General features: G+C 63.5%; 25 protein-coding genes. 14 read left to right on the top strand and 11 right to left on the bottom strand.

Translation table 11 applies throughout. From position 1 onward, the window contains the following. Entirely contained in the window at positions 1-627 is a 627-nt protein-coding gene (locus tag KW568_RS11335; protein ID WP_003256153.1) for a glutathione S-transferase family protein, read from the bottom strand. Between the two features lie 281 nt (positions 628-908). Between KW568_RS11335 and KW568_RS11330 the strand changes: the two genes are divergently transcribed. Continuing rightward, positions 909-1,226 carry a DUF2388 domain-containing protein gene (locus KW568_RS11330; protein WP_004576019.1) on the top strand — a complete coding sequence of 106 codons (318 nt, stop codon included), beginning with the start codon at positions 909-911 and terminating at the stop codon, positions 1,224-1,226. Positions 1,227-1,286: 60 nt separating this feature from the next. On the opposite strand, the gene glcC is transcribed toward KW568_RS11330, so the two are convergent. Then, positions 1,287-2,051: a transcriptional regulator GlcC gene (glcC, locus tag KW568_RS11325; RefSeq protein ID WP_003256156.1), complete on the bottom strand. Its 765-nt coding sequence runs from the start codon at positions 2,049-2,051 to the stop codon at positions 1,287-1,289. Positions 2,052-2,245: 194 nt separating this feature from the next. On the opposite strand from glcC, the gene glcD reads away from it, so the two are divergent. The 6 genes from glcD (at position 2,246) to KW568_RS11295 (ending at position 8,436) form a co-directional block, all read left to right on the top strand. Next, the gene (glcD, locus tag KW568_RS11320; RefSeq protein ID WP_003256158.1) at positions 2,246-3,745 is read left to right on the top strand and encodes a glycolate oxidase subunit GlcD; all 1,500 of its coding nucleotides are present in this window, start codon (positions 2,246-2,248) and stop codon (positions 3,743-3,745) included. Continuing rightward, complete coding sequence (gene glcE / locus KW568_RS11315; protein ID WP_004576020.1) at positions 3,745-4,797, top strand: glycolate oxidase subunit GlcE; 1,053 nt, start codon at positions 3,745-3,747, stop codon at positions 4,795-4,797. Before glcD ends, glcE begins: the two co-directional genes overlap by 1 nt. A 9-nt stretch (positions 4,798-4,806) precedes the next feature. Then, a complete protein-coding gene (gene glcF / locus KW568_RS11310; protein WP_004576021.1) occupies positions 4,807-6,042 on the top strand; it encodes a glycolate oxidase subunit GlcF in 1,236 nt (411 codons plus the stop codon). Further along, positions 6,035-6,433 (top strand): heme-binding protein, encoded by a 399-nt coding sequence (locus tag KW568_RS11305; RefSeq protein ID WP_003256164.1) that lies wholly within the window; start codon positions 6,035-6,037, stop codon positions 6,431-6,433. Before glcF ends, KW568_RS11305 begins: the two co-directional genes overlap by 8 nt. Before the next feature lie 139 nt (positions 6,434-6,572). Beyond that, positions 6,573-6,911, top strand: coding sequence for a hypothetical protein (locus tag KW568_RS11300; RefSeq protein ID WP_004576022.1), 339 nt, complete (start codon positions 6,573-6,575; stop codon positions 6,909-6,911). 91 nt (positions 6,912-7,002) lie between these two features. Next, positions 7,003-8,436, top strand: coding sequence for a PLP-dependent aminotransferase family protein (locus KW568_RS11295; RefSeq protein WP_004576023.1), 1,434 nt, complete (start codon positions 7,003-7,005; stop codon positions 8,434-8,436). Here the strand turns inward: KW568_RS11295 and KW568_RS11290 are convergent. Further along, positions 8,429-9,625: a CynX/NimT family MFS transporter gene (locus KW568_RS11290; protein ID WP_003256168.1), complete on the bottom strand. Its 1,197-nt coding sequence runs from the start codon at positions 9,623-9,625 to the stop codon at positions 8,429-8,431. The genes KW568_RS11295 and KW568_RS11290 overlap by 8 nt on opposite strands. Positions 9,626-9,826: 201 nt before the next feature. Between KW568_RS11290 and KW568_RS11285 the strand changes: the two genes are divergently transcribed. Beyond that, the gene (locus tag KW568_RS11285; protein ID WP_004576024.1) at positions 9,827-10,264 is read left to right on the top strand and encodes a carboxymuconolactone decarboxylase family protein; all 438 of its coding nucleotides are present in this window, start codon (positions 9,827-9,829) and stop codon (positions 10,262-10,264) included. Between the two features lie 75 nt (positions 10,265-10,339). On the opposite strand, the gene KW568_RS11280 is transcribed toward KW568_RS11285, so the two are convergent. Further along, positions 10,340-11,428 carry an AraC family transcriptional regulator gene (locus KW568_RS11280; protein ID WP_004576025.1) on the bottom strand — a complete coding sequence of 363 codons (1,089 nt, stop codon included), beginning with the start codon at positions 11,426-11,428 and terminating at the stop codon, positions 10,340-10,342. 168 nt (positions 11,429-11,596) lie between these two features. Between KW568_RS11280 and KW568_RS11275 the strand changes: the two genes are divergently transcribed. Genes KW568_RS11275 through KW568_RS11265 form a run of 3 tightly spaced genes read left to right on the top strand, consistent with a single transcriptional unit; the run spans position 11,597 to position 14,237 of the window. Beyond that, positions 11,597-12,781, top strand: a complete 1,185-nt coding sequence (locus tag KW568_RS11275; RefSeq protein WP_003256172.1) for an acetyl-CoA C-acyltransferase family protein — start codon at positions 11,597-11,599, stop codon at positions 12,779-12,781. Between the two features lie 13 nt (positions 12,782-12,794). Then, positions 12,795-13,643, top strand: a complete 849-nt coding sequence (locus KW568_RS11270) for a 3-hydroxybutyryl-CoA dehydrogenase (RefSeq protein ID WP_003256174.1) — start codon at positions 12,795-12,797, stop codon at positions 13,641-13,643. A 12-nt stretch (positions 13,644-13,655) separates the two neighbouring features. After that, complete coding sequence (locus tag KW568_RS11265; RefSeq protein WP_003256175.1) at positions 13,656-14,237, top strand: TetR/AcrR family transcriptional regulator; 582 nt, start codon at positions 13,656-13,658, stop codon at positions 14,235-14,237. A 48-nt stretch (positions 14,238-14,285) separates the two neighbouring features. Here KW568_RS11265 and KW568_RS11260 read toward each other — a convergent pair whose 3' ends face one another. The 5 genes from KW568_RS11260 to KW568_RS11240 are packed head-to-tail and all read right to left on the bottom strand — an operon-like array spanning position 14,286 to position 20,785. Then, positions 14,286-14,663: a response regulator gene (locus tag KW568_RS11260; RefSeq protein WP_003256176.1), complete on the bottom strand. Its 378-nt coding sequence runs from the start codon at positions 14,661-14,663 to the stop codon at positions 14,286-14,288. Positions 14,664-14,707: 44 nt separating this feature from the next. Continuing rightward, entirely contained in the window at positions 14,708-15,934 is a 1,227-nt protein-coding gene (locus tag KW568_RS11255; protein WP_003256177.1) for a hybrid sensor histidine kinase/response regulator, read from the bottom strand. Next, positions 15,928-16,503, bottom strand: coding sequence for a chemotaxis protein CheB (locus KW568_RS11250; RefSeq protein WP_003256178.1), 576 nt, complete (start codon positions 16,501-16,503; stop codon positions 15,928-15,930). The genes KW568_RS11255 and KW568_RS11250 overlap by 7 nt, the downstream gene beginning before the upstream one ends. Continuing rightward, positions 16,500-17,321, bottom strand: a complete 822-nt coding sequence (locus tag KW568_RS11245) for a protein-glutamate O-methyltransferase CheR (RefSeq protein WP_003256179.1) — start codon at positions 17,319-17,321, stop codon at positions 16,500-16,502. The genes KW568_RS11250 and KW568_RS11245 overlap by 4 nt, the downstream gene beginning before the upstream one ends. Then, complete coding sequence (locus KW568_RS11240) at positions 17,318-20,785, bottom strand: response regulator (RefSeq protein WP_003256180.1); 3,468 nt, start codon at positions 20,783-20,785, stop codon at positions 17,318-17,320. The genes KW568_RS11245 and KW568_RS11240 overlap by 4 nt, the downstream gene beginning before the upstream one ends. 248 nt (positions 20,786-21,033) lie before the next feature. Here KW568_RS11240 and KW568_RS11235 point away from each other — a divergent pair, with 248 nt between their 5' ends. After that, positions 21,034-21,384 (top strand): response regulator, encoded by a 351-nt coding sequence (locus KW568_RS11235; RefSeq protein ID WP_003256181.1) that lies wholly within the window; start codon positions 21,034-21,036, stop codon positions 21,382-21,384. Between the two features lie 69 nt (positions 21,385-21,453). Here the strand turns inward: KW568_RS11235 and cobF are convergent, their stop codons facing one another. Beyond that, on the bottom strand, positions 21,454-22,203 hold the full coding sequence (cobF, locus tag KW568_RS11230; RefSeq protein WP_003256183.1) for a precorrin-6A synthase (deacetylating): 750 nt from the start codon (positions 22,201-22,203) through the stop codon (positions 21,454-21,456). 67 nt (positions 22,204-22,270) lie between these two features. Then, positions 22,271-23,560 carry an OprD family porin gene (locus KW568_RS11225; RefSeq protein WP_004576026.1) on the bottom strand — a complete coding sequence of 430 codons (1,290 nt, stop codon included), beginning with the start codon at positions 23,558-23,560 and terminating at the stop codon, positions 22,271-22,273. Positions 23,561-23,921: 361 nt separating this feature from the next. Here KW568_RS11225 and KW568_RS11220 point away from each other — a divergent pair, with 361 nt between their 5' ends. Together KW568_RS11220 and gloA are read left to right on the top strand one after the other, a co-directional pair. After that, positions 23,922-24,281 carry a histone-like nucleoid-structuring protein, MvaT/MvaU family gene (locus KW568_RS11220; protein ID WP_004576027.1) on the top strand — a complete coding sequence of 120 codons (360 nt, stop codon included), beginning with the start codon at positions 23,922-23,924 and terminating at the stop codon, positions 24,279-24,281. A 224-nt stretch (positions 24,282-24,505) separates the two neighbouring features. Beyond that, on the top strand, positions 24,506-25,033 hold the full coding sequence (gene gloA, locus KW568_RS11215) for a lactoylglutathione lyase (RefSeq protein ID WP_003256188.1): 528 nt from the start codon (positions 24,506-24,508) through the stop codon (positions 25,031-25,033). Positions 25,034-25,072 lie beyond the last annotated feature (39 nt).

The raw sequence follows: 25,072 nt of genomic DNA, 5'->3' as shown, positions 1-25,072 counted from the left end.
TCAGGATGCCGTGCGCGGCATCAGCTCATACGGGTGTTTCCACCCCGGCAGCGCCTGGATACGGGCTTTCCAGGCCTCGATGTGCGTGAACGCTGCCAACGGGATACCGGTGTCTTCTGGCATGAACACATACCCCGCCAACGACAGGTCGGCAATGGTCAACCGGCCACCGACCATGAATGGCGTCTTCGCCAGGTGCGCGTCGACAATACGGTAAGCCGCCGTGGCACGCTCGCGCAGGAACCGCGTGACATCGGTTTCGCCGGTGTTCTTCAGGCAGAACAGAAAGCGCAGCGCAGCGTAATAGCTGGTGAACTTATGGTTGTCGAACAGCATCCAGCGCCAGATCTCACGCTTTTCATCTTCATCACGGGGCCCGAACTGGCCGGTCTGTTCGGCAAGGTATTCCAGAATCAGCGCAGACTGGGTGAAGCGCTTGCCAGCATGCTCCATCACCGGCACCTCGCCCTGCTCGTTCACCTCATCGCGCCAGGCTTGCTCACGCGTCTGGCCATGGAAGAAGTCGACGAACACCGGCTGCCAGTTCTGGCCGGTGAGTTCAAGCATGAGCGCAGCCTTGTAGGCGTTGCCGGATTCGGCGAAGCAATGCAGCCTGTAGTCGGACATGGGCGAACCTTCAGTTCCCTTTGAATGATCGGCAGGGCGCTCTGCGGGTTTGCCCGCGAAGCCCCTCCACCCAAGCAAATCACGCGCGTCCCGACGCGGTCAATCCATGACGCGCTCCGTCGACACCTTGCGAACCGTGCGTTCAGCCATATCGTCAGCGGCAGGTTCACCTTCATCCCCGCCACGCTCCTGCCAGCAGAAGGGAACTACCCGAACGCCTCAACCGTCTTAGACACTGAGTGGTTTATTTCCCTGTGCTTCACGTTACTGGAGAACACGACATGCGCCACCTACTGCTCGCCCCTGCGCTGCTGCTCCTGATGCCTGCCGGTGCTGCCCTGGCCCGCGTCGATGCGGGCGACGTCGCCACCTCGGCCGGTATTTCCGCTTCGCTGTATTCGACCTTCAAGGATGACAAACGGATCATCCCGGCCCGTGACGAACTTTCAGCGTTCGTCGCCAGCGGCGGTGCCATCCGCGGCGCCTATGTGGAGTCGGCGCTTGAACAGGTCCGCAAGGACCATCCTGGGTTGCAGGCCAACGATGAAGAGCTGGCCCGGGCCATCTTGTCGCAAGATGACCCTGTGGCTGACCATTGAGTAAACCTGTACCGGCCCTTTCGCGGCGGTTCGACGCGAGAGGGCCGGTACAGGGCCGCTTCACCCCCAGCCATCCATACGCATGGTCGCCCTGACCAGGCGCTGCTCTTCCTGCTCGATCTCCCGCAAACTGTCGCGTATGCCGTTGATATGCTCACGCGCCGCCCGCTGCGCCTGCTCGGGCAGTTGCTCCATGACTGCGCGATACAGCCGCGCATGCTGCCGATCAATCTGGCGTTTCTGCGCTGGCCGGCAGTACAAGTTGTTGACCGACGCAAACACCGTGCTCAACGTCAGGTCACTGAGCGATTGCAGGGTATGCACCAGCACCGGGTTATGCGACGCCTCACTGATCGCCCGGTGAAAGGCATGGTCACGGCGGGCATGCTCACGGGCATCGAGCGCCTGCGCAGCCTCGTGCGCAGCCAGCATTTCTTCGTAGCGCCGGCGGATCAGCAGGCGGTCGACGTCGGTAGCCCGCAACGCTGCCAGCCGCGCCGACTCAGCCTCCAGCAACGCCCTGACCTCCAGCAGGTCGAACAGCGTGCGCGGTTGCGAACTGAACAGGTGCATCAAAGGCGTAGCACCCGCCTGCCCGGTGAGATCGGCGACGAACGAACCCCGCCCCTGTTCGGTGTCGATGATGCCACGCCCACGCAGAATGCGCAGGCCCTCGCGCAAGGCCGAACGTGAACAGCCAAGCTTTTCCACCAACCGCCGCTCCGATGGCAGCGCCTGGCCCACCTTGAGCACGCCTTCGACGATAAGCCGCTCGACCCGTTCGGCCACCTGGTCGGCGACCTTGGCCTTGCCTTCAGTACCCACTGCGCACACCCCTGCTGGTAGGACCACTTTGACTTATAGCGCCAATCTAGCCAGACAGAACCGTGAATAAACAGTACTGCCCGAAGAAACTGGTAGGACCAGTCAACATCTCACTCGACCCCAAACGCTAGCACGCGCACGCTGCATCGGTGACCGCTTCGCCAACAACAACAAAAACCGTTGCGAGTGAGCCAATGAATATCCTGTACGACGAACGCGTCGATGGCGCGCTGCCCAACGTGGACCTGGCCGCCCTGTTGCAGGCGCTGCGCGATGCCCTGCCGGATCTTGAAATCCTGCACCGCGATGAAGACCTCAAACCGTACGAATGCGACGGCCTGTCGGCCTACCGCACCGTGCCACTGCTGGTGGCGCTGCCCGAGCGCCTGGAGCAGGTGCAGACGCTGTTGAAGCTTTGCCACCAGCGCGGCGTACCGGTGGTTGCGCGTGGCGCCGGTACCGGCCTGTCTGGTGGTGCCCTGCCGCTGGCCAAGGGCATCCTGCTGGTGATGGCGCGCTTCAACCGTATCCTCGAGGTCAACCCGCAGGGGCGTTACGCCCGCGTGCAACCGGGCGTACGCAACCTGGCCATCTCCCAGGCCGCCGCACCCCATGGTATGTACTACGCACCCGACCCTTCCTCGCAAATTGCCTGCTCGATCGGTGGCAACGTCGCCGAAAACGCCGGTGGCGTGCACTGCCTCAAGTACGGCCTGACCGTACACAATGTGCTCAAGGTGGACATCCTTACGGTCGAGGGCGAACGCCTGAGCCTCGGCAGCGATGCCTTGGACAGCCCCGGCTTCGACCTGCTGGCATTGTTCACCGGCTCCGAAGGCATGCTCGGTATCGTCACCGAAGTCACCGTCAAGCTGCTGCCCAAGCCCCAGGTGGCGCGGGTGATACTGGCCAGTTTCGACAGCGTCGAGGACGCCGGCCGGGCAGTCGCCGACATCATCGCTGCCGGCATCATTCCTGGCGGCCTGGAGATGATGGACAACCTGGCGATCCGCGCCGCTGAAGACTTCATCCATGCCGGCTACCCGGTGGACGCGGCGGCGATCCTGCTGTGCGAACTGGATGGCGTGGAAGCCGATGTTCACGACGACTGCGCGCGCGTCGCCGCCGTGCTGACCCAAGCCGGGGCCCGCGAGGTGCGCCTGGCCTGCGACGAAGCCGAGCGCGTTCGCTTCTGGGCCGGGCGCAAGAACGCCTTCCCGGCCGTGGGGCGCATCTCCCCGGACTACTACTGCATGGACGGCACCATCCCGCGCCGCGAGTTACCACGGGTGCTCAAGGGCATCAGCGACCTGTCCGCAGAGTACGGCCTGCGGGTGGCCAATGTGTTCCATGCCGGCGACGGCAACATGCACCCTTTGATCCTGTTCGATGCCAACCTGCCCGGCGAGCTGGCGCGTGCCGAAGCGATCGGCGGCAAGATTCTGGAACTGTGTGTGAAGGTGGGCGGCAGCATCACCGGTGAACACGGCGTGGGGCGCGAGAAGATCAACCAGATGTGCGCGCAGTTCAACAGCGACGAAATTACCCTGTTCCACGCGGTGAAGGCCGCCTTCGACCCCCAGGGCCTGCTCAACCCCGGCAAGAACATTCCCACCCTGCACCGCTGCGCCGAATTCGGCGCCCTGCACGTGCACCAAGGGCAACTGCCCTTCCCCGAGCTGGAGCGCTTCTGATGAGCATGGACCGCGACATGAGCCAGGCGCTGTTGGAGCAGGTCAACCAGGCGCTGAACGAAGGTACGCCGCTGCGTATCCAGGGCAGCAACAGCAAAGCGATGCTCGGCAACCCGGTGGCCGGCGAAGTACTCGACACCCGCAACCACCGCGGCATTGTCAGCTACGACCCCACCGAGCTGGTACTCACGGCCCGCGCCGGTACCCCCCTGCGCGAGATCGAGGCCGCCCTGCACGAGGCCGGCCAGATGCTGCCCTGCGAACCACCCCACCTGGGCCCCGAGGCCACCTTGGGCGGCATGGTCGCGGCCGGGTTGTCTGGCCCGCGACGGCCGTGGGCCGGGTCGGTGCGCGACTTTGTACTGGGTACACGGGTGATCACCGGCCACGGCAAGCTGCTGCGCTTTGGTGGCGAGGTGATGAAGAACGTCGCCGGCTACGATGTGTCACGCCTGATGGCGGGCAGCTTCGGATGCCTGGGGCTGCTGACCGAGGTTTCTTTGAAAGTGCTGCCACGGCCGCGCCTGTGCCTGAGCCTGCGCCTGCCGATGGGCCGCAATGAAGCGCTGGCCGAGCTGGCCGAATGGGGCCAGCAACCGCTCCCGATCAGCGCCGCCTGCCATGACAGCGAAACGCTGTACCTGCGCCTGGAAGGCGGCGAAGGGTCGGTGCAATCGGCACGCCAGCGGTTGGGGGGCGAAACGCTCGATAACCGCTTCTGGAGCGACCTGCGCGAGCAGCGCCTGGCGTTCTTTGCCGACGCCGCCCCCCTGTGGCGCCTGTCCGTACCCACCGTCACCGGCGAGCTGGACCTGCCCGGCCAGCAACTGATCGACTGGGGGGGTGCCCAGCGCTGGCTCAAGACCTGCGCACCGGCGCAGGCCATTCGCGACCAGGTCGCCAGGGTGGGCGGCCACGCCACCTGCTACGCCCCCGGTGCAGCCAGCAGCCCGCCGCTGCCGGTTGCACTGATGCGCTATCACCGCGCCCTCAAGCAGCAGCTCGATCCCCAGGGGGTGTTCAACCCTGGTCGCCTGTACCCGGACCTGTGAGGCCAGCCCATGCAAACCAACCTTAGCGAAACCTCGCGCCGCCTGGCCCGCGCCGACGAAGCCGAGCGCATCCTGCGCACCTGCGTACATTGCGGCTTCTGCACCGCCACCTGCCCCACTTACCAGTTGCTGGGCGACGAACTCGACGGCCCTCGCGGGCGCATCTACCTGATCAAGCAGATGCTCGAAGGCGAGCCGGTCACCGCCAGCACCCAATTGCACCTGGACCGCTGCCTGACCTGCCGCAACTGCGAAACCACCTGCCCATCGGGGGTGAAGTACCACGACCTGCTGGACATCGGCCGCGCAGTGGTCGAGCAGCAGGTGCCACGCCCACTCGGCCAGCGCCTGTTGCGCCTGGGCCTGCGTGCGGTGGTGCCGCGCCCGGCATTGTTCAAGGCCCTGACCCGCAGCGGCCAGGCGCTGCGCCCGCTGCTACCGGCCTCACTCAAACGCAAGTTGCCGGCGCAGGTCACCACACCCGGCCAGCGTCCGGCAGTGCGCCATGCGCGCCGGGTACTGATGCTAGAAGGTTGCGTGCAGCCGGCCTTGTCACCCAATACCAATGCCGCGGCTGCGCGGCTGCTCGACCGCCTGGGCATCAGTGTGCAACCCATCCTGCAGGCCGGATGCTGTGGCGCGGTGGACTATCACCTGAATGCTCAGGAGCAAGGCCTGCAGCGGGCACGGCGCAATATCGACGCCTGGTGGCCCGCCATCGAAGCGGGTGCCGAGGCGATCGTGCAGACCGCCAGCGGCTGCGGCGCGTTTGTCCGCGACTATGGCCATCTGCTGGAGAAAGACCCCCATTACGCTGCCAAGGCCGCACGGGTCAGTGCACTTTCCCGCGATCTGGTGGAAATCCTGCGCGATGAGCCGATCGAACAATTGGCCCTGGGCGCCGAACAGCGCCTGGCCTTCCACTGCCCATGCACCCTGCAGCACGCACTGAAGCTGGGCGGCGCGGTAGAGGCGTTGCTGACACGGCTTGGCTTTACCCTGACCTCGGTGCCCGATGGCCACCTGTGCTGCGGCTCGGCAGGCACCTATTCGCTGACCCAACCTGAACTGTCACTGCAACTTCGCGACAATCGTCTGAACGCGCTGGAAAGCGGTAAACCGCACCTCATTGCCACAGCCAACATAGGCTGCCAGGCCCACCTCGATGGGGCTGGACGCACGCCCGTGCGCCACTGGGTCGAAATCGTCGAAGCAGCCTTGAACCCGGAGCCCGCCCATGCTTAGCAAATTCGTTATCGGCCAGACCGAAATCGCCCGCGTACTGACCGCCGCCCGCCAGGAAGCCCAGGCCCGACAATGGAGCGTGACCATCGTCGTGGTCGACGACGGCGGCCACCCACTGGCCCTGGAACGCCTGGACGGCTGCGCACCGGCCAGTGCCTACATCGCGATGGAAAAGGCCCGCACCGCCGCACTGGGGCGCAAAGAGACGCGGGATTATGAAGACATGGTCAATGGCGGCCGCACGGCCTTCGTGACCGCCCCCCTGCTGACCAGCCTTGAAGGTGGCGTGCCGCTGCGGGTGGAAGGCCAGGTGGTGGGCGCCATTGGTGTATCCGGCGTCAAATCCGAACAGGATGCCCAGGTGGCCAAGGCGGGGGCTGCTGCCTTGTAGACCCTGGGGTTCGACCACCGCCCAGCATCTTAAGACGTTTCCTACGCCGCCCTCAGAAGCGCCCTACTTGCTGCCTCTGCCCACAGAAAACATGATCGGCACTGGAGGACGCAAGGTCGCGATCCAGAGGAGGCTCCGCATGCACCCGTACGCCCGCCCCATCGCCGAACTGCGCAGCAGCCTGCGCGAAATGCTGGCCCATGACATGACCAACCCCGACAACGACCCGCACTTGTCGGGGGTCATGTTCTTCTGCGCCACCGATGAACATTCCCGGCAATTGATCGAACGCATCGAGTTGCTGGCCAGCGAGGTGTTCTTCGACGCGAACGGGCGGGCCATTTCAGAGCATATGAAAGCTTCGGCGGTTGAAGGCGTGCGCATCAAGCGCAACCGCAACGCGCCGGAGGATGAAACCGTGATACGCATTGCCCTGGCAGAAAAAGGCTATATCACTGTCAGCACCGCCCGGCTCTGAGCGGTTGGCTTGGCATCATCGTAGCCTGTGACAAGCACCTGAGTCGCAGCCGATCCGCTATCCTGAGCAATCCTCCGCTCCGGACCCGCCCATGGAACTGCACATTCGCCTGGAGGGCCGCAAAGGCCTGGCCGATCAGCTTTACCAGCAACTGCGCGACGGTATCGACAGCGGCCACCTGGCCGCCGGTACCCAACTGCCGCCCACCCGTCTGCTGGCTGAACAACTGGGCGTATCGCGCAAGACAGTGGCCGAGGCCTATTCGCGGCTGACCTACGATAACCTGCTCAGCGGCGTGGTCGGCCGTGGCACGTTCGTCACCCCACGCCATCCGCTGCGCAGTAACGAATCAGCCACCATACCCCTGGCCGGCGCCGCCTCCCTCGAGCGCTGGCAGCAGCGCGCCACCGTGCTCAGCCAACGCCAGGTGCAGGCGCCATCGCGCTATGACTTCGTCGGTGGTGCTTCGAGCAAGGCACAGTTCCCCTTCGACCAGTGGCGCAGTTGCCTGAACTACGCACTGCGCCGTAGCCAGCGCCACCCCGAGCGCCAATTCCCGGCCCAGGGCTTGCCGGAACTGCGCGGAGCCATTGCCCACCACATCGCCTACTCGCGCGGGGTGCACTGCAGCGCAGCCGACCTGCTGGTGTGCAACGGCGCCCAGCAGGCGCTGGACCTGATCGCCCGGGTGCTGGTCGAACCGGGCTGCCAGGTGGCCATGGAAGATCCTGGTTACCCACCGGCACGGCAATTGTTCCTGGCCCTGGGTGCACGCCTGCAATCGGTGCCGGTGGACGATGAGGGCCTGTGCGTGGAACAGATCGCCGATGGCACCCGGCTGATCTACGTCACACCCTCGCACCAGTTCCCGCTGGGCATGCCGATGAGCGAGCCACGCCGGCATGCCCTGCTTGCGCGGGCCGCCGAGCTGGGTGCACTGATCATCGAAGACGACTACGACTGTGAGTTCCGCTACCACGGGCCAGCCTCGGACGCGCTGCAGCGTCTGGACCGGCATGGGCTGGTCGCCTATGTCGGGACCTTCTCCAAGACTTTGCTGCCCGAGCTGCGCCTGGGCTATGCCGTATTACCACCTGCCGTACTGCAGGCCGCTTGCGTGGCCAAGCACCTTAGCGATTGGCACAGCCCGACCCTGCTGCAGTGGGCGCTGGCGCGCTTCCTTGGCGAAGGCCACCTGAACAAGCACATCCGCCGCTGCCACGAGGTCTACAGTGCACGCCGCGAGCGCATCCTGGCGCGCCTTGGCGGCGATCTGGCACCGTGGTTCAGCGCCATCCCCGCCAGCGCAGGCTTCCACCTCAGTGCCTTGGCTACGCCCGCAGTGGATGTGGAACTGTTGGCCAACCTCGCGCGCAAGGTAGAGGTCGGCCTGTATTCACTGGCACCCTTCTTCAGCGAGGCGCCGGTCCGCCCGGGGTTATTGATGGGCTTCGGCGCCATCGAACTGCTGGATATCGACCCGGCGCTGGACCGGGTACGCGATACCCTGCAACGCCTCAGTTGACCGGTGCGGCCTTGCCGGTTGCGGCCGGCCGGGCGATAGCCGCCGCATAGCCGCGCGGGTTGAAGCACGCGGTCACCAGCAGCATTGCCATCACGGTCACGGTCAACAGCGTCCACGAAGCCTGGAAGTCGCCACTGACATCCCGCAGCCAACCCGTGATATACGGCACGATGCCGGTGATGATAAAGCCGATACCCTGTACGAACGCCGCCAGGCTGCCGGCCTCGGCAGGCGTTTTCAGGTGTTCCAGGGTCAACGTCAGGCACTGGCTGAAGCAGGCACCCAAGCCAAAGCCGATCATGGCGACCCAAAGCCCGGAAGCCGCCGCAGGTGCCAGCAAAAGCCCCAGGAAGCCCGCCAGCTGGATCGCCAGCGCCAGCCACAAACCCGGGCGCCTGTCGGCCCAACGTCGCAGCAGCAGCGGCAGGCCAAGCGCACCGAGCACCTGAAAGACGGTCATCAGGCCCACCAGGTCGGCACCGCCCTGAGCGCTGCCGCCGTGCTCGATGTGGTAAGCCGGCAACCAGGCCACCATGCTGGTGTAGCCGCCGTTGATCAGGCCGAAGTACAGGGCCAGCAACCACGCCCGGCGGGTGCCGAACCAGTGCCCGCCTGCGGCCCCGGACAGCTTTGGCGCCTCCTGCCTTGGCCGCAGCACGGCCCAGGCCAGCACCGCCAGCACGGCCGGGATCGCCCAAACGCCCAGGCCCGCCTGCCAGTAACCGAAATGGCCGCTGATGTGTGGACCGAGTACTGCCGCCAAGCCGCCGCCGCTCATCAGCGCCGCCGAGTACAGCCCCATCGCCCCGGCCAGACGGCCAGGGAACCAGCGGTTGACCAGCCCCGGCATCATGCCCTGCACCACCGCCACGCCCAGGCCGGCGACCAGCGCACTGGCGATCAGCGCCCAGGCACTGTCCAGTTGCAGGCGCCACAGGCAGGCCAAGGCAATGGCGGTCAGGCCCCCAAGCATGCCGCCGTGCTCGCTGACCCAGCGTCGCAGCCACGGTTGCAACAGGGGCACCAGGCCCATGCACAGCACCGGTAGCGCCGTCAGCAAGGCGGCCTGCTGGTAACCCAGGCCGGTGCTGGCGCGCATAGGTTCGAGTAACGGGCCGATACTGGTCAGAATCGGCCGCAGGTTCAACGCCAGCAGGATCACCAGCAACAGGTTCAGTACAGCGCTCATTGTGAGTCGGTTCTCTTTTAGCAGGAACTGGTCATTATCCCGGCTCGGCTGGCTTGGCAGAAATGAAGAGATTGGATGCAGGTCAGTGGCCACCTGAATGGACGATTGGCCTCCCGCTTATGCGCAAAATTGGCTATCGGGGTGGCCAATGAGCGGCGCTACAGTAGCGCCATATCCCCCCCCACACGCCTGGAGACTGACATGCACAACCGTATCGAATGGGCCAAACACGCGCCGCAAGCCTACAAAGCCATGGTCGGCCTGGAGCAGGCGCTGGCTAACAGCGGCCTTGAAAACTCGCTGCTGGAGCTGATACGCCTGCGCGCTTCGCAGATCAACGGCTGCGCCTACTGCGTCAACCTGCATGCCAACGATGCGCGCAAGGCCGGTGAGACCGAAGCACGCCTGCAGACCTTGTGCGTGTGGCAGGAAACCAGCTACTTCACGCCGCGTGAACGTGCTGCGCTGGCCTGGGTCGAGAGCCTGACCCGCTTGCCAGAACAAGGGGCGCCGCAGGGGCAATATGAAGCCCTGCTGGAACACTTCGAGCCGGCCGAGGTGGCCAACCTGACCTTGGCAATTGCCACCATCAATGCCTGGAACCGGTTCGGCGTTGGCTTTGCCATGGTGCCGGCCTGATCCTTTCGGGCGGCCTGTGCAGGCCTATTCGCGGGCAAGCCCGCTCCTACAATTCTGCGCCCTGTAGCAGCGGGTTTACCCGCGAACACCGGCAGAGCCGGTGCCATCCACCGCGTTGGTTTCTTCGCGGGCATGCCCGCTCCCACAGGTAGAACGCAGGCCGGCCAGCCGCGCCCGGTAGCTTCCTGGGCTCTGCCCGGTCCACTTCTTGAACGCCCGGTGGAAGGCACTCGGTTCCTGAAACCCCGCCTGCTCGGCAATTTCGGCAATGCTCAACGCGCCTTCGCGCAGCCGCTCGAAGGCCATGGCCCGGCGCACTTCATCCTTGATCTGCTGGTACGAACGCCCCTCCCGCTCCAACTGCCGGCGAAAGGTACTGGCACTGACCCCCTGCTGCTGCGCCAGCGCGGCCAATGTCGGCCACTGTCCATAGCGCAATGCCCGCAGGTGCCGATACACCTCAGCCACCAGCCCGTTCTGATTGCGAAAGCGGATCACCAGGCCCTGTGGCGCACTGCGCAGGAAGGTCTGCAAAGCCGCCCGGTCCTGCACCACCGGCAGGCGCAGGTAAGCGCTGTCGAACTCCACCTCGGTGCGTCCGCTGCCCAGGCGCAGGTCCGGCCCCCACAGCAGCAAGTCGTCCTCCTGGGCCGGGCGCGACACCGCGAGCTCCGTGCGGTCGATGGCAATCCGCCGCCCGGCCAGCCAGCACAGCATGCCGATCATCAGCACCAGGTAGGTTTCCTCGGCATAGACCCGGGTCAATGGGTCGGCAATGTTCGACTGCACGCTGATCAGCGCCCGCCCGCCACGTACCGTCAGGCTGCCACGCAGGTCACGCAGGAACAGGCCGAAGCCCCCCATGCACTGGCGCAAGGCCTTTTCCAGGTTCGGCTCGAGGATCAAACCCCGGCAGATCAGGGCAAAACTGCCCAGCGGCATGCCGTGGCTGTCGAGGCCAAAGAACTCATCGTCCAGGCGCTGGATCAACGCCAGCCACAGCTGGGCGAACGCCTTGGCCGGCACCCGCGCCTGAGGCTGATCCAGCAGCTGCGGGGCAATGCCCACCGCACGCAGCTGGGCATCACGCTCGGCGGGCGTGTCGCGCAGGGCGTGGAGCATGGCGTTGAGGAAGTACACGGCGACTGAATCGCTTTCGCGCATGGCGGTTTTCGCTGTCTATGCTGAGTGGCAAAAAGTGCCAGGTTGTTTGAACAGATCCGGCATAGGCGGCAACAGAGCCTTTGCCTAGACTCGATCCCACTCCGGGGCCGCCCACCATTCTCGCAGAGCCTGGCCCGGTCCCGCCACGCCTTCGCAATCGGAGCCCTCATGAGCAGCGCAGAAATCTACGTCGTCAGTGCCGTCCGTTCAGCCATTGGTGGCTTCGGCGGTTCCCTCAAGGACCTGCCACTGGCCGACCTGGCCAGCGCCGTGACCCGCGCCGCCATCGAGCGTTCGGGCCTGGCCGCCGAGCAAGTCGGCCACCTGGTGATGGGCACGGTGATCCCCACCGAACCGCGTGACGCCTACCTGGCACGGGTAGCGGCAATGAACGCTGGCATCCCCAAGGAAACGCCGGCATTCAACGTCAACCGCCTGTGCGGGTCTGGCCTGCAGGCTATTGTCTCTGCGGCCCAGGGCCTGTTGCTGGGCGACACCGATGTGGCCGTCGCAGCCGGCGCCGAATCCATGAGCCGTGGCCCTTACCTGCTGCCACAGGCGCGCTGGGGTGCACGCATGGGTGACCTGCAAGGCATCGACTATACCGTCGGCGTGCTGCAGGACCCGTTCCAGCACTTCCACATGGGCATCACCGCCGAGAACGTTTCGGCCAAGCACGGCATTACCCGCGAAATGCAGGACGAACTGGCCTTGACCAGCCAGCGCCGCGCCGCGCGTGCCATCGCCGAGGGCCGCTTCGCCAGCCAGATCGTTGCGCTGGAACTGAAAACCCGCAAGGGCAGCGTGCAGTTCAGTGTCGACGAGCATGTGCGTGCTGATGTGACCGCCGAACAACTGGCCGGTATGAAGCCGGTATTCAAGAAAGACGGCACCGTCACCGCCGGCAACGCCAGCGGTATCAACGATGGCGCCGCCGGCCTGGTGTTGGCCACCGGTGACGCAGTGCGCCGCCTGGGCCTGAAACCGTTGGCACGCCTGGTGGGCTATGCCCACGCCGGGGTGGAGCCCGAGCTGATGGGCCTGGGGCCGATCCCGGCCACCCGCAAAGTGCTGGAAAAAACCGGCCTGAACCTACAAGACCTGGATGTGATCGAGTCCAACGAGGCCTTCGCTGCCCAGGCCTGCGCCGTGGCCCGCGAGCTGGGCTTCGACCCGGAAAAGGTCAACCCCAACGGTTCGGGCATTTCCCTGGGCCACCCGGTGGGTGCCACCGGTGCGATCATCGCCACCAAGGCCATCCATGAGCTGCAGCGCATCCAGGGCCGCTACGCCCTGGCCACGATGTGTATCGGCGGTGGCCAAGGCATCGCCGTCGTGTTCGAGCGCGTCTGAGGGAGACTGACACATGAGCATTGAACAGATCGCCGTGATCGGCGCGGGCACCATGGGCAACGGCATTGCCCAGGTGTGCGCCATTGCCGGCTACCAGGTGCTGCTGGTGGATGTTTCCGACGCAGCGCTCGAGCGCGGCGTGGCCACCTTGAGCAAGAACCTCGAGCGCCAGGTCAGCAAAGGCACCCTCGACGCCGACAAGGCCGCAGCCGCCAAAGCACGCATTCGCACCAGCACCGACTACACCCAGCTCAGCGCTGCACACCTGGTGATCGAAGCGGCGACCGAGAACCTGCAGCTCAAGCAGCGCATCCTGCAGCAGGTGGCAGCCAACGTTGCCGCCGACTGCCTGATCGCCACCAACACCTCGTCGCTGTCGGTGACTCAACTGGCCGCCAGCATCGAGCACCCCGAGCGCTTCATTGGTGTGCACTTCTTCAACCCAGTACCGATGATGGCGCTGGTCGAAATCATTCGTGGCCTGCAGACCAGCGACAACACCTACGCCCAGGCGCTGGTGGTGACCGAAAAAGTCGGCAAGACCCCGATCACCGCCGGCAACCGTCCGGGCTTCGTGGTCAACCGCATCCTGGTGCCAATGATCAACGAGGCGATCTTCGTGCGCCAGGAAGGCCTGGCCAGTGCCGAGGACATCGACACCGGCATGCGCCTGGGCTGCAACCAGCCGATCGGCCCGCTGGCGTTGGCCGACCTGATCGGTCTGGACACCCTGCTGGCGATCATGGAGGCCTTCCATGAAGGCTTCAACGACAGCAAGTACCGCCCTGCTCCGCTGCTCAAGGAAATGGTCGCGGCCGGCTGGCTGGGGCGCAAGAGCGGTCGCGGTTTCTTCACCTACTGAGGACCAAGCGCCATGCCCCCGGTCAATGCCGCAATGCGCTGTGCCAACTTTGAGGAGCGACGTGACCAGGCCATGGCATTGTTTGCCGAAAAGGGCTTTGGCCAGGTCAGCATGCGCGAGCTGGCGGCCCATGTGGGGCTGACCGCCGGCTCGCTGTACCATCACTTTCCCAGCAAGCAGGACCTGCTGTACGACTTGATCGAAGAGTTGTACGAAGAGCTGCAGGCCACCCTGGACCAGGCCCGCCGGGCCATGGCCCGGGGGACATCGGCATTGAGCTGCCTGATTGCTGCGCACTGGCAGTTGCATGCCGAACGGCCGCTGCAGTTTCGGCTGGCCGAGCGGGATTTGTGTTGTTTGAGTGAGGCGCAACAGGCGCACCTGGCATCGTTGCGCAAGCGCTATGAGGCGGGTTTGCTGCGCTTGATCGCACCGCAAGCGAAACTGCCGGGGCAGGCGTTGGACGCTACAGCGCATGTACTGGCGACGTTTCTCAACCAGCTGCCGGGGTTGCTCAAAGCACTGCCTGAAGCGCAAGGGTTGGAGCTGATGGAAAACTTGCTGGTCGGCGGGATTGAGCGGACGCTGCGATAGCCTGCAACGGCCTCCTCGCGGGTTTGCCCCGCGAAAAGGCCGGATGCCTCAGCGCAACAGCGACTGGATCTGCTCGTGCAAGGTATCCAGGTCAAACGGCTTGGCCAGGATAGGTGCCTTGCGGGTGATCGGGCTGCCAGATTCGAGAATCTCCGCCGGGTAGCCGCTGATGAAAATCACCTTCAGGTCGGGCCGCAATTTCACCGCGGGCTCGGCAATATCCACCCCCGAGATCCCCCCCGGCAAACGGAAGTCTGTCACCATCAGGTCCAGGTGCGGTTTGCTGGCCAGGATGGCAAACGCCTGCTCGCCATCCTCAGCCACCAGGACGTGGTACCCCTCACCCGCCAGGTAATCGCGCAAAATCATGCGAATCGCTGGTTCATCCTCGACGACCAGAACCACATCTTGTGCATCTTCACTCATGTTAACGCCTTGAAATACTTACAGTTGGCCATCAGACCCCAGGCTTACACAGAGGTTGCCCGCGCCTGGTCGTTTTGTTCTTTGAATATTGCCATCGGCAATTGCAGGGTGAATGTGGCACCCTTGCCTTCCTCGCTTTCAACCTGTATCCGGCCACCGTGTGCCTGGACGATCTGCTCGGAGATGTACAACCCCAGGCCCAACCCTCCGCTGGCCTGCTGGGCAGAGACCCGCTCGAACTGCTGGAAGATCCGCTGCTGGTTGACGGCGCTGATACCGATGCCGTGGTCCTGCACCTGCACCCAGGCCATGCCGCCCTGCTCGAACACCCGTACCTGCACCGGATTGCGCTCGCCGTAACGCATTGCATTGGACAACAGGTTGGCCACTACTTGTTCAATCCGGAATTCGTCCCACTCCCCCTTCAGCGCTTCGCAACGCTGCAATTCGATGTGTGTTTCCAGGGCCATGGCCTGCGCCGTGAAGTTTTCCACCAGCCCACGCACCAGTTGGCCCAGGTCAAACAGTTTGGGCCGCAGCGACAGTTTACCGGTACGGATGCGCGAAACATCGAGCATGTCCTCGACCAACCGGATCAGGCTGTTGATCTGCCGTTCGTCGCGCTCGACCATGGCCTGCAGCTTGTCGACACTGAAGGCGTCCAGGTTGCCCCGTGCCAGGTGCATCTTGCGCAACTGGGTTTCCAGGATCAGGCCATTGAGCGGCGTGCGCACCTCGTGGGAGACGATCGACATGAAGTCGTCCCGCATGCGCACGGCGTGCTCCAGCTCACACCGTGCCACCTGCAACTGGCTGAGCAGCAGCTCCTGTTCCTGGCGGCTCTGCTCCAGGGCTTCCAGCTGCCGGCCAAGCACCTTGCGCTGGCGGAACAGGTCGACGAACACCGAGACCTTGCTTTTCACCGCCAGGGTGTCGAGCGGCTTGTGCAGAAAGTCCACGGCCCCGCTCTCGTAGCCCTTGAAGGCATAATTCATCTCGCGACCCGCCGCGCTGACGAAGACGATCGGGATGTGCTTGGTCTTGTCGGTACCGCGCATCAGCTCGGCCAGTTCAAAACCGTTCATGCCCGGCATCTGCACATCGAGAATGGCCAGTGCGAACTCGTGCTCGAGCAGCAACGACAAGGCAGCCTCGGCAGACTGTGCCTGGTGCACCTCGCGGTCCTCGCCCTGGATCAGGGCATCGAGCGCCAGCAGGTTTTCCGGCAAGTCGTCGACAATCAGCAGTTTGGCGATGGTGTGGCTTAGCATGCGCTGTATTCCAGGGTCGCGAGCAACTGCCCGATACCGCTCAGAGTAAGAATATGGTCGGGCTGGTGCAGGGCCAGGGCGGCCTCCGGCATCAGGGCAACCTGTGCGTCACGAGGGTCCTGGACAATCGTGCGCCCCCCATTGTTCTTGATGTAGGCAAGGCCCCTGGCGCCGTCTTCGTTGGCGCCGGTAAGCAGCACACCCAGCAGGCTGTCGCCATAGGCATCGGCCGCCGAGATGAACAGGAAGTCGATCGCTGGGCGCGAGAAATGCACCGGTTCTTCCTGGCTCAGCGACAGCGTCAGGTCGCGCTCCACCGACAAGTGGTAACCCGGCCCTGCCACATAGATCTGCCCGCCGCTGATCCTCTCCTTGTCACGTGCCTCGCACACCGGCCGATGCAGCCGCCGCTGCAGCACGCCGGCCAGCTGGCTGTGGCGGTCGTCCGGCAGGTGCAGCACGCAGAGCACCGGTATGGCGAACGCCGATGGCAACGTGCCGAGCACCTGGAACAATGCCGCCACGCCACCGGCCGAGGCGCCGATCACCACTGCGCGTAAGCCGCTCATGATTTACGGAAGATCCGTTGGGGCTTGACCAGCGGCTCGAAACGATCGCTGTAGGCCGAAAAATCCACCGACTCCTTGCTACCCAGCACCAGGAAACCACGGTGGCAGAGCGACTCATGGAACAGGCCCAGCGCCCGATCCTGCAGGTCCTTGTTGAAGTAGATCAGCACATTGCGGCACGACACCAACTGGGTCTCGGAGAACACGCTGTCGGTGGCCAGGCTGTGGTCGGCGAAGGTGACATTGTCGCGCAGGCTGCTGTCCATGATGGCGTTGCCATAGGCGGCGGTGTAGTACTCGGCGAAGTCTCGGCGGCCACCGGCAAGGCGGTAGTTTTCCTCGTATTCGCGCATGCTCTGCATCGAGTAGATGCCCTGCTTGGCCTTGTCCAGCGAATGCGGGTTGATGTCGGTGGCGTAGATGATGGTGCGCTCAAGCAGCCCTTCCTCACGCAACAGGATGGCCATGGAATACACCTCTTCCCCCGTGCTGCAGCCCGCGATCCAGACCTTGATCGAGGGCCAGGTACGCAGCAGCGGCACCACTTCGTTGCGCACGGCAAGGAAGTGGTCAGGGTCACGGAACATCTCGCTGACCGGGATCGTCAGGTACTGCAGCAGTTGCATGAACATGCCCGGGTCGTGCAGCACACGCTCCTGCAGCGCAGACACCGTCAGGCAATCGAACTGACGCAGCGCGTGGAGGATCCGACGCTTGATCGAAGCGCCGGAATAATTGCGGAAATCGTAGCTGTACTTGAGGTAGATCGCCTCGATCAGCAGTCGGATCTCGATGTCGGTGTTGCGTTCGCTAGTCAAATTCGCTCCAGTTGCGGCAGCCAGACACGGATCAACGAGAACAGGCGGTCCAGGTCGATCGGCTTGGCCAGGTAATCATTGGCACCGGCTTGCAGGCAACGCTGCTGGTCATCCTTCATGGCCTTGGCGGTCACGGCGATGATCGGCAGTTTGCGCCAGCGCGGTTGCTGGCGGATCAGGCGGGTGGCCTCGAAGCCGTCCATCTCCGGCATCATCACGTCCATCAGCACCAGGTCGATGTCGTCGTGCTGCTCCAGGCGCTCGATGGCTTCGCGCCCGTTGCGGCCGATTTCGACAATGGCGCCCTTGTGCTCCAGGGCACTGGTCAGGGCGAAGATATTACGCACATCGTCATCCACCAGCAGCACCTTGCGGCCCTCGAACACCTTGTCGCGACTGCGCGCGGTCTTGAGCATGCGTTGACGCTCGTTGGACAGCTGCGATTCGACCTTGTGCAGGAACAGCGTCACTTCGTCGAGCAGGCGTTCCGGCGAACGTGCGCCCTTGATGATGATCGAGCGTGAGTACTTGAGCAGATCGGCTTCTTCCTCGCGGGTGAGGTTGCGGCCGGTATACACGATCACCGGCGGGAAGGCGCGGATATCCTCGGCGGTCATGCGCTTGAGCAGCTCGTTGCCGAGCATGTCTGGCAGCTTGAGGTCGATGATCATGCAGTCGTAGATGTTCTGGCGCAACAGCGCCAGGGCATCCTGGGCCATGGCCACGGCCGTGATCTCGACATCGTCGTCGCCGATCAGCCGGGCGATGCTCTCGCGCTGCAGGTCGTCGTCTTCCACCAGCAGGATGTGCTTGAGCTTTTGCGTAAGCTTGGCTTCCAGGCGAGCGAACACCTCCTTGAGCTCCTCGCGGCTGGTGGGTTTGACCGCATACCCCACCGCCCCCATGTGCATGGCCGCCTCGACGCGGTCTTCCACCGAAATGATGTGCACCGGGATATGGCGGGTGCTGGCCTGCTCCTTGAGGCGCTGCAGGACGGTGAGGCCCGAGTGGTCGGGCAGGCGCATGTCCAGCAGGATCGCATCCGGAATGTACTGGGCCGCCAGCTCGAAGCCTTCGTCGGCGCCATGGGCCACCAGGCAGCTATAGCCCAGTTCATGGGCCAGGTCGAAGAGGATGCGGGCAAAGTTGGGCTCGTCTTCGATCACCAGAATGCAACGGGTATCGAAAGGGGCCCGCTCGCGGTCGTCGGCAAAGGCCGGCGCCGGGCGCATGACAGCGGCGGCCAACGGCGCTTGCGGTGCGGGCGGCAACGCATCGACGGCCGGGCGCAGGCTTTGCGGCTCGACGTCTTCGGCCTCGGCGGCATAGCGCTCCGGCAGAATCAGGCTGAACACGCTGCCTTGCCCGGGGCTGCTGTCGACATTGATCTGGCCTCCGAGCAAATGCGCCAGGTCACGGGAGATCGACAGCCCCAGGCCAGTGCCACCATAACGGCGATTGCTGGTGCCATCGACCTGGTGGAAGGCGCCGAAGATCGCCTGCTGCTGATCGGCCGCAATGCCGATGCCGGTGTCACGGACTGCGAACACGATACCGCTGCCAGCCTGGAAGCTGACGTTCATGCTGACCTGGCCACGCTCGGTGAACTTGATGGCGTTGGACAACAGGTTCTTGAGGATCTGCTCCAGGCGCTGACGGTCGGTGAACAGCGTGACCGGTACCTGCGGCTCGACCTTGACCTCGAAGGCCAGCCCCTTGTGACCGGCAAGCGGCTGGAACATGCCGCGCAAGCCTTCGACCAGGCGCTCGACCTGGGTGGTCTCGGGCCGTACTTCGAGCTTGCCGGCCTCGACCTTGGCGATATCGAGAATGTCGTTGATAAGGTTGAGCAGATCGTTACCGGCCGAGTAGATGGATTCGGCGAACTTGACCTGCTCCTCACTGAGGTTGCCTTCACCGTTCTCAGCCAACAACTTGGCCAGGATCAGCGAGCTGTTGAGCGGCGTGCGCAGCTCATGGGACATGTTGGCGAGGAATTCGGACTTGTACTTGCTCGATCGCTGCAGGTCGTCGGCACGGGCCTGCAGCTCCAGCTGCGCCTGGCTCAGCTCATCGTTCTTGCGGTCCAGCGCATCGGTGCGTTCCGACAACTGCTCGTTGGTCTGCTCGAGTTCGGCCTGTTGGGTTTCCAGATGGGCTTGAGACTCCTTGAGCACCCGTGACTGCTCTTCGAGCTCTTCGTTGGCAGTCTTGAGTTCTTCCTGCTGCACCTGCAGCTCTTCATTGAGTTGCTGGGTTTCGGCCAGCACTTCCTGCAGGCGCTGACGATAACGGGCGCTCTCAATCGACATGCCCAGGTTGCCGCCGACCCGCTCCAGCAGCTCTTCATCCCGTTCTTGCAAAGGGCGCAGGAAACCCAGCTCGATCACCCCGTTGATCTGCCCGTCTTCGGTCGCCGGCATCAGCAATGCACTGCGCGGCAAGCCACTGCCCAGGCCGGAACTGAGGCGGTAGTAGTCTTCGGGCAGATCGTCCAGGCGCAGCAAGCGGCCTTCGCGGACCGCCTGGGCCAACAGGCCATGGTGGTCCGACTCAACCTGCTCGCGGGCCTGCGCTTCGGTACTCAGGCCATAACAGGCCACACGCACCAGCCGGCCATGCTCGTCGCGCACGTACACGGCGCCCACCACGCTGCCCAGATAAGAGGCAAAGAAGCGCAGGATGTTCTCGCCGAGCATGGGCAAGGTCAGCTGCCCGAGCACCTGCTGCGCCAGCTGGGTCTGGCCGTTGCGTAGCCAGGCCTGGTGCTCCAGGCGCTGCGCCGAACGCTGCTGGGCCTGCAGGTTTTCAGCGTAGTTGGCCGAAAGTGCCAGCAGGTCACGACGGCCCAGGTAGGCCAGCAATGCACTGAGACCGACAATGAACAGCACGAAAGCCGAAATCGCCGTCACGGTGACGGTACTGACTTTTTCGGTACGGGCCATGCGCAGTTGTTGTTCGGTAATGATCAGGTCATCGAACTCCTTGCGGATTTCATCGGTGATGCGCTTGCCCCGGCCATTGCCGATCGAGGCCTGGTAATCGCCCTGGCTACGGCGCAGGCTGATCATCTCGTTACCGAAGTCGTTCCAGGCCCGCTGCAAGGCCATCAGCCGGTCAATACGGTCAACCTGCTGCGGGTTATCCTCGACCATGCTGCGCAGGCTTTGCAGGCTGCCGAGAATGCGTGGCTTGGCCACCTCGTAAGGGTCAAGGAAGCGCTCGTCGCCCGTGATCAGGAAGCCGCGCATGCCCGTTTCCATGTCGATCGAGAGCTTGACCGTTTCGTTGGCGTTGCCGATCACCCGGTCGGTGTGCTCGACCCACTGCATGGCCGAAAGCAGGTAGTTGATCACCGCGACGAAGGCCACGGCCCCCAGCAGGCCAACCCCCAGGGGGAGGCCGATGTTACGGCTCAACAGCTTGCGAAAGCTTCGCTGGTCCATCGAGGCTGCTTGAATCATGAGAAAACGCCCGAGCTAGAAAAGTCCATTGAAAAGAGTGGCCGATCAGTCGTTATTGTTATCTGCCACTGCGCTGTCCTGATAAGCGAGTCTAACCAGCTTTCACGGGTCTGGCAGGGCATTTAGCCAGTATTTGAAGGTTGCATTCGGCAATCGTTCCATCTATTTGCATGGAGCGGTATCCTCGGGAACTTCTGATGCCGCGCGGTGCACAGATTAAAGACACTCATTTGTACAGGATTTGAACCATGCACCTTCTGGTAGTCGAAGACGACGACATCGTACGTATGCTGACGGTCGAAGTGCTCGACGAGTTGGGCTACAAGGTCATCGAGGCAGAAGACGCCGCAGCCGCCCTGCGTGTACTTGAAGACCCAAGCCAGACGCTGGCACTGATGATGACCGATGTGGGGCTGCCGGACATGCGAGGTGAGGTGCTGGCGGGCAAAGCGCGCGAACTGCGGCCGCTATTACCGGTGCTGTTCGCCAGCGGCTACGCCGACAGCCTCACTGTACCGGAGGGCATGCACCTGATCGGCAAGCCGTTCAGCATCGATCAGTTGCGGGACACGGTGGTGGGCATTCTGGGTAACCCTTGAGCACGGCGTTGCCTGTTTCGCTTGCCGGAGCGGGCCTGCCCGCGAAGAGGCCGACACAGGCAACCCACCTCACAGCTCTCTGCGCAGCAGATAGGTATCCATGATCCACCCTTTGCGCGCCCGCTCCCGCTCGCGCACTTCCAGTATCCGTGCCTTCACCGCCTGCAACGGCCCGGCGATCAGCACTTCATCCTCGGTCCCCAGGTACGCGCCCCAATAAATGGTCAACGCCGGGTCATCGAGCCCGGCAAAGGCGCACTGCCCGTCGAGCATCACCACCACATTGTCGACAGGCCCCTGCTCGGCCAGGCGTCGCCCAGGCAGCACGGTCAGGGGCTCGCCGATGCGGTTGAGCGGCACCTGGTGCCGCGCCGCCAGCGCCTGCACACTGCTGATGCCAGGGATGACCTGCAAGCGCAACGTCACGCCCTGTTCGCGGACCAGGTCGAGAATGCGCAGGGTGCTGTCGTACAGGGTGGGCTCGCCCCACAGCAGGAAGGCACCTGTTTCCCCGTCGCCAATTTCCTCCTCGATCAGGCGCGCATACAGCGCAGCACGCTGCCGGTGCCAGTGCTGCACCGCGCCCAGGTAGTCATCCGCCTGCCCATCGCGCAAAGGGTCGACCACCGGCACCAGGCGATAGCCACCTTCGGGGCGGTAGCGCTGCAGAATGGCCTTGCGCAGGCGTACCAGTTCATCTTTGTCGTCGCCCTTGTCGAGCACGAAGAACACGCTAGCGCTACGCAGCGCATCGACTGCTTCATAGGTGACCTGGCGCGGGTCACCCGCGCCGATGCCGATCAACAACAGGTCTTTCATTGCCCTGCCCTTTGCGGGAACCCGCCACCATTGTCAGGCGGCTACCGGTATTTGGCAAAGCAGCCGCTTAGAAGATCGAGAAGTTGTAGCTGACAATGACCCGCGTCTCATCCATGTCACGCGCCCACTGTTCATAGTTGCTGCGGTAAGTGGAATTACGCAGGCGTACGCTGACATCCTTGAAAGAGCCACTTTGCACCTGGTATTTGAACTCGGTGTCGCGTTCCCACTCCTTGCCTTCGGCACCGCTGCCCGGCACCTTGATATTGTCGCCGTTGATATAACGGGTGAAGAAGGTCAGGCCGGGTACACCCAGCGCCTTGAAGTCGTAGTCATAGCGCACTTGCCAGGAGCGCTCCTGTGCAGCGGCAAAATCATTGACCTGGGCGTAGTTGACCAAGTACGGGTTGCTGCCATCCAGGTACGGCATGGCACTGTTGCCATACATGCGCTGCCAGCCGGCGCTGAGCTTGTGGCCACCGAGGCTGTAGCCAAGCATGCCGCTGAAGGCGCGATGGTCGATTTCACCGGCACGGGCATTGCCGATGTCATCACTCTTGATCAGGCGCATGTCAGCCGACAGGCTGCCCACCGGCAGCGGCTGACTGGCCACCAGGCCGAGGAAGTGCTGACGGTAGATATTCTCCAGTTTGGCCACTTGGTACTGGGCGCTGAAACGCTCGTTGAAACGGTAGTCGACACCGGCCAGGTCGAAGTGGTCGGCTTCGGTATCGCAGGCATAACGCTTGTTTTTGCAGTGCACGCGGATGTCCTGGCGATCGGTGGAATCCCGAGCGGTGTAGTTGTCCAGGCGAGCCAGGGTGAACTTCAGGTCGTGCAGTTCTTCAGAGGTGAGCATGGCACCCTGGAACAGGGTCGGCAGCAGACGGCCATCGTTGTACTTGAGCAACGGCACATCCGGCATCATTGAGCCGTACTTGAGCACGGTATTGGAGACCTTGACCTTGGCCGCCAGGCCCATCTTCGCATACTGGTCGGCCGAGTGCCGGGGGTCGTGGCCAGACGAGGGCAGCAATCCACTGTTACTGTCGGCCGGGCTGGAGTCCAGTTTGAAGCCGAACATGCCCAGCGCATCCACACCAACACCTACGGGGCCTTGCGTATAACCCGATTGCACATTGAGGATGAAGCCTTGTGCCCACTCTTCGCGCTTGGATGCGCCCTGGCTGGAACTGCTGTAACCGTCCCGGAAGTCCCGGTTGAAATAGACATTGCGTGCTTCGATCTTGGCACTGCCGTCTTCAAGAAACCCGGCAGCCTGGGCGTTGACACCGGCACACAATAGAACCAGGCCGGTTACACGGCGCCCGGGGGCGAGGGGGAAAGGGGAAAACATGCGAGGAAACATCCAGAATGAAGACGAGTTAACAACCTGTGGCACGGGTTGGCCACGGCACTGCGGCAGGTCCGAACATGAGTCGGCCATCATCTGAAATGATCGCGCAAAGGCTCTGGCGCGGGCCATTGGACCATGGTCTAGCCCCCCTGTCGCGCAACCGCAGAAAAACCGCAAAATAGCGCACGCAAAACTAGGAAAGTTCCCGGCTTACTTGCAAAAAGTTAGCAGTTTACCCAGTAGACATGAATGACTACACTCGATATCAGCGAACAGTGGAACCCACCTGCGTGGCCGGCGTTTTTACTCTTCTTCAATGTTCGTCACGCCCTGCCACGACCGACGTACAGGAGTGATTACAGTGTCCAGACTTGCAGAGTTTCGTGCTGCCGAAAAAGCGCTCCAGGAACAGATGGCGCAACTGGAAGCGTTGAAAAAGGATGCCGGCCTCAAACGCGAAATCGAATTCGAGCAGAAACTAGTCGGCCTGATGAAAAGCTATGACAAGAGCCTGCGCGATATCATCGCCATCCTCGACCCGAAGGCTGTGGCCCGCGCTTCCAGCACACCCCCCAAGCAACAACGCCGCCCACGGGTGGTCAAGGTCTATCAGAACCCGCACACCGGCGAACGCATCGAGACCAAAGGCGGCAACCACCGCGGCCTCAAGGCCTGGAAAGAACAATATGGGGCCGCCACGGTAGACAGCTGGGTACGCTGATGAAATGCCCACAAAGGCTTCACGCTTTTTTCACAAGGACTGGCTCAGTATCGAAACAGCTAAAGGATTAGCGACCCCATCACGCGCCCGCACATGCGGGCCTCTAATTTCAGCGCCCTGCCTTTGCAGGGCGCTTTCATTTGCGCAATCGGCGCACTGCCGTATCATGGCCAGCCTGTCTGTTTTGCCGGCGCCCTGTGCCCGGCCCCGTCTCAGGAGTTCCCATGAGCCTGCACGATCTGCAAACCCTGCCTGGCGTCACCGCGCAACCTGACGCCGCCACCGCCCAGTTCGTCTTCAACCACACCATGCTGCGGGTCAAGGACATCGAGAAGTCGCTGGACTTCTACACCCGCGTGCTGGGCTTCCGCCTGGTGGACAAGCGTGACTTCCCTGAAGCCGCTTTCAGCCTGTACTTCCTGGCCCTGGTCGACCCTGCCCAGATCCCCGCTGATGACACCGCCCGCCACCAGTGGATGAAGGCGATCCCCGGCGTGCTGGAGCTGACCCACAACCATGGCACCGAAAACGATGCCGAGTTTGCCTACCACAATGGCAACACCGACCCGCGCGGCTTTGGCCACATCTGCATTTCGGTACCCGACGTACGCGCCGCTTGCGCGCGCTTCGAGGAACTGGAAGTACCGTTCCAGAAACGCCTGCAGGACGGCCGCATGAACCACCTGGCCTTCGTCAAGGACCCGGACGGTTATTGGGTCGAAGTGATCCAGCCAACCGAGCTCGAAGGCTAAGCGTTCGTCGCGGCGCGCTCGTCGGGCCGGGAACTCCCG

This window comes from Pseudomonas sp. HD6515 (assembly GCF_024971855.1).
Taxonomy (GTDB): domain Bacteria; phylum Pseudomonadota; class Gammaproteobacteria; order Pseudomonadales; family Pseudomonadaceae; genus Aquipseudomonas; species Aquipseudomonas alloputida.
This window is presented reverse-complemented; position numbering and strand designations above follow the sequence as displayed.

Excerpts from the sequence above, each read along its gene's own strand:
- KW568_RS11260 (WP_003256176.1), bottom strand. The coding sequence starts at position 14,663 with ATGAGTGAAGATGCACAAGATGTGGTTCTGGTCGTCGAGGATGAACCA.
- gloA (WP_003256188.1), top strand. The coding sequence starts at position 24,506 with ATGAGCCTGCACGATCTGCAAACCCTGCCTGGCGTCACCGCGCAACCT.
- KW568_RS11285 (WP_004576024.1), top strand. The coding sequence starts at position 9,827 with ATGCACAACCGTATCGAATGGGCCAAACACGCGCCGCAAGCCTACAAA.
- KW568_RS11235 (WP_003256181.1), top strand. The coding sequence starts at position 21,034 with ATGCACCTTCTGGTAGTCGAAGACGACGACATCGTACGTATGCTGACG.
- KW568_RS11265 (WP_003256175.1), top strand. The coding sequence starts at position 13,656 with ATGCCCCCGGTCAATGCCGCAATGCGCTGTGCCAACTTTGAGGAGCGA.
- KW568_RS11295 (WP_004576023.1), top strand. The coding sequence starts at position 7,003 with ATGGAACTGCACATTCGCCTGGAGGGCCGCAAAGGCCTGGCCGATCAG.
- KW568_RS11290 (WP_003256168.1), bottom strand. The coding sequence starts at position 9,625 with ATGAGCGCTGTACTGAACCTGTTGCTGGTGATCCTGCTGGCGTTGAAC.
- KW568_RS11335 (WP_003256153.1), bottom strand. The coding sequence starts at position 627 with ATGTCCGACTACAGGCTGCATTGCTTCGCCGAATCCGGCAACGCCTAC.
- glcE (WP_004576020.1), top strand. The coding sequence starts at position 3,745 with ATGAGCATGGACCGCGACATGAGCCAGGCGCTGTTGGAGCAGGTCAAC.
- cobF (WP_003256183.1), bottom strand. The coding sequence starts at position 22,203 with ATGAAAGACCTGTTGTTGATCGGCATCGGCGCGGGTGACCCGCGCCAG.
- glcD (WP_003256158.1), top strand. The coding sequence starts at position 2,246 with ATGAATATCCTGTACGACGAACGCGTCGATGGCGCGCTGCCCAACGTG.
- KW568_RS11270 (WP_003256174.1), top strand. The coding sequence starts at position 12,795 with ATGAGCATTGAACAGATCGCCGTGATCGGCGCGGGCACCATGGGCAAC.
- KW568_RS11255 (WP_003256177.1), bottom strand. The coding sequence starts at position 15,934 with ATGCTAAGCCACACCATCGCCAAACTGCTGATTGTCGACGACTTGCCG.
- KW568_RS11250 (WP_003256178.1), bottom strand. The coding sequence starts at position 16,503 with ATGAGCGGCTTACGCGCAGTGGTGATCGGCGCCTCGGCCGGTGGCGTG.
- KW568_RS11240 (WP_003256180.1), bottom strand. The coding sequence starts at position 20,785 with ATGATTCAAGCAGCCTCGATGGACCAGCGAAGCTTTCGCAAGCTGTTG.
- KW568_RS11300 (WP_004576022.1), top strand. The coding sequence starts at position 6,573 with ATGCACCCGTACGCCCGCCCCATCGCCGAACTGCGCAGCAGCCTGCGC.
- KW568_RS11305 (WP_003256164.1), top strand. The coding sequence starts at position 6,035 with ATGCTTAGCAAATTCGTTATCGGCCAGACCGAAATCGCCCGCGTACTG.
- KW568_RS11280 (WP_004576025.1), bottom strand. The coding sequence starts at position 11,428 with ATGCGCGAAAGCGATTCAGTCGCCGTGTACTTCCTCAACGCCATGCTC.
- KW568_RS11225 (WP_004576026.1), bottom strand. The coding sequence starts at position 23,560 with ATGTTTTCCCCTTTCCCCCTCGCCCCCGGGCGCCGTGTAACCGGCCTG.
- KW568_RS11275 (WP_003256172.1), top strand. The coding sequence starts at position 11,597 with ATGAGCAGCGCAGAAATCTACGTCGTCAGTGCCGTCCGTTCAGCCATT.
- glcF (WP_004576021.1), top strand. The coding sequence starts at position 4,807 with ATGCAAACCAACCTTAGCGAAACCTCGCGCCGCCTGGCCCGCGCCGAC.
- KW568_RS11330 (WP_004576019.1), top strand. The coding sequence starts at position 909 with ATGCGCCACCTACTGCTCGCCCCTGCGCTGCTGCTCCTGATGCCTGCC.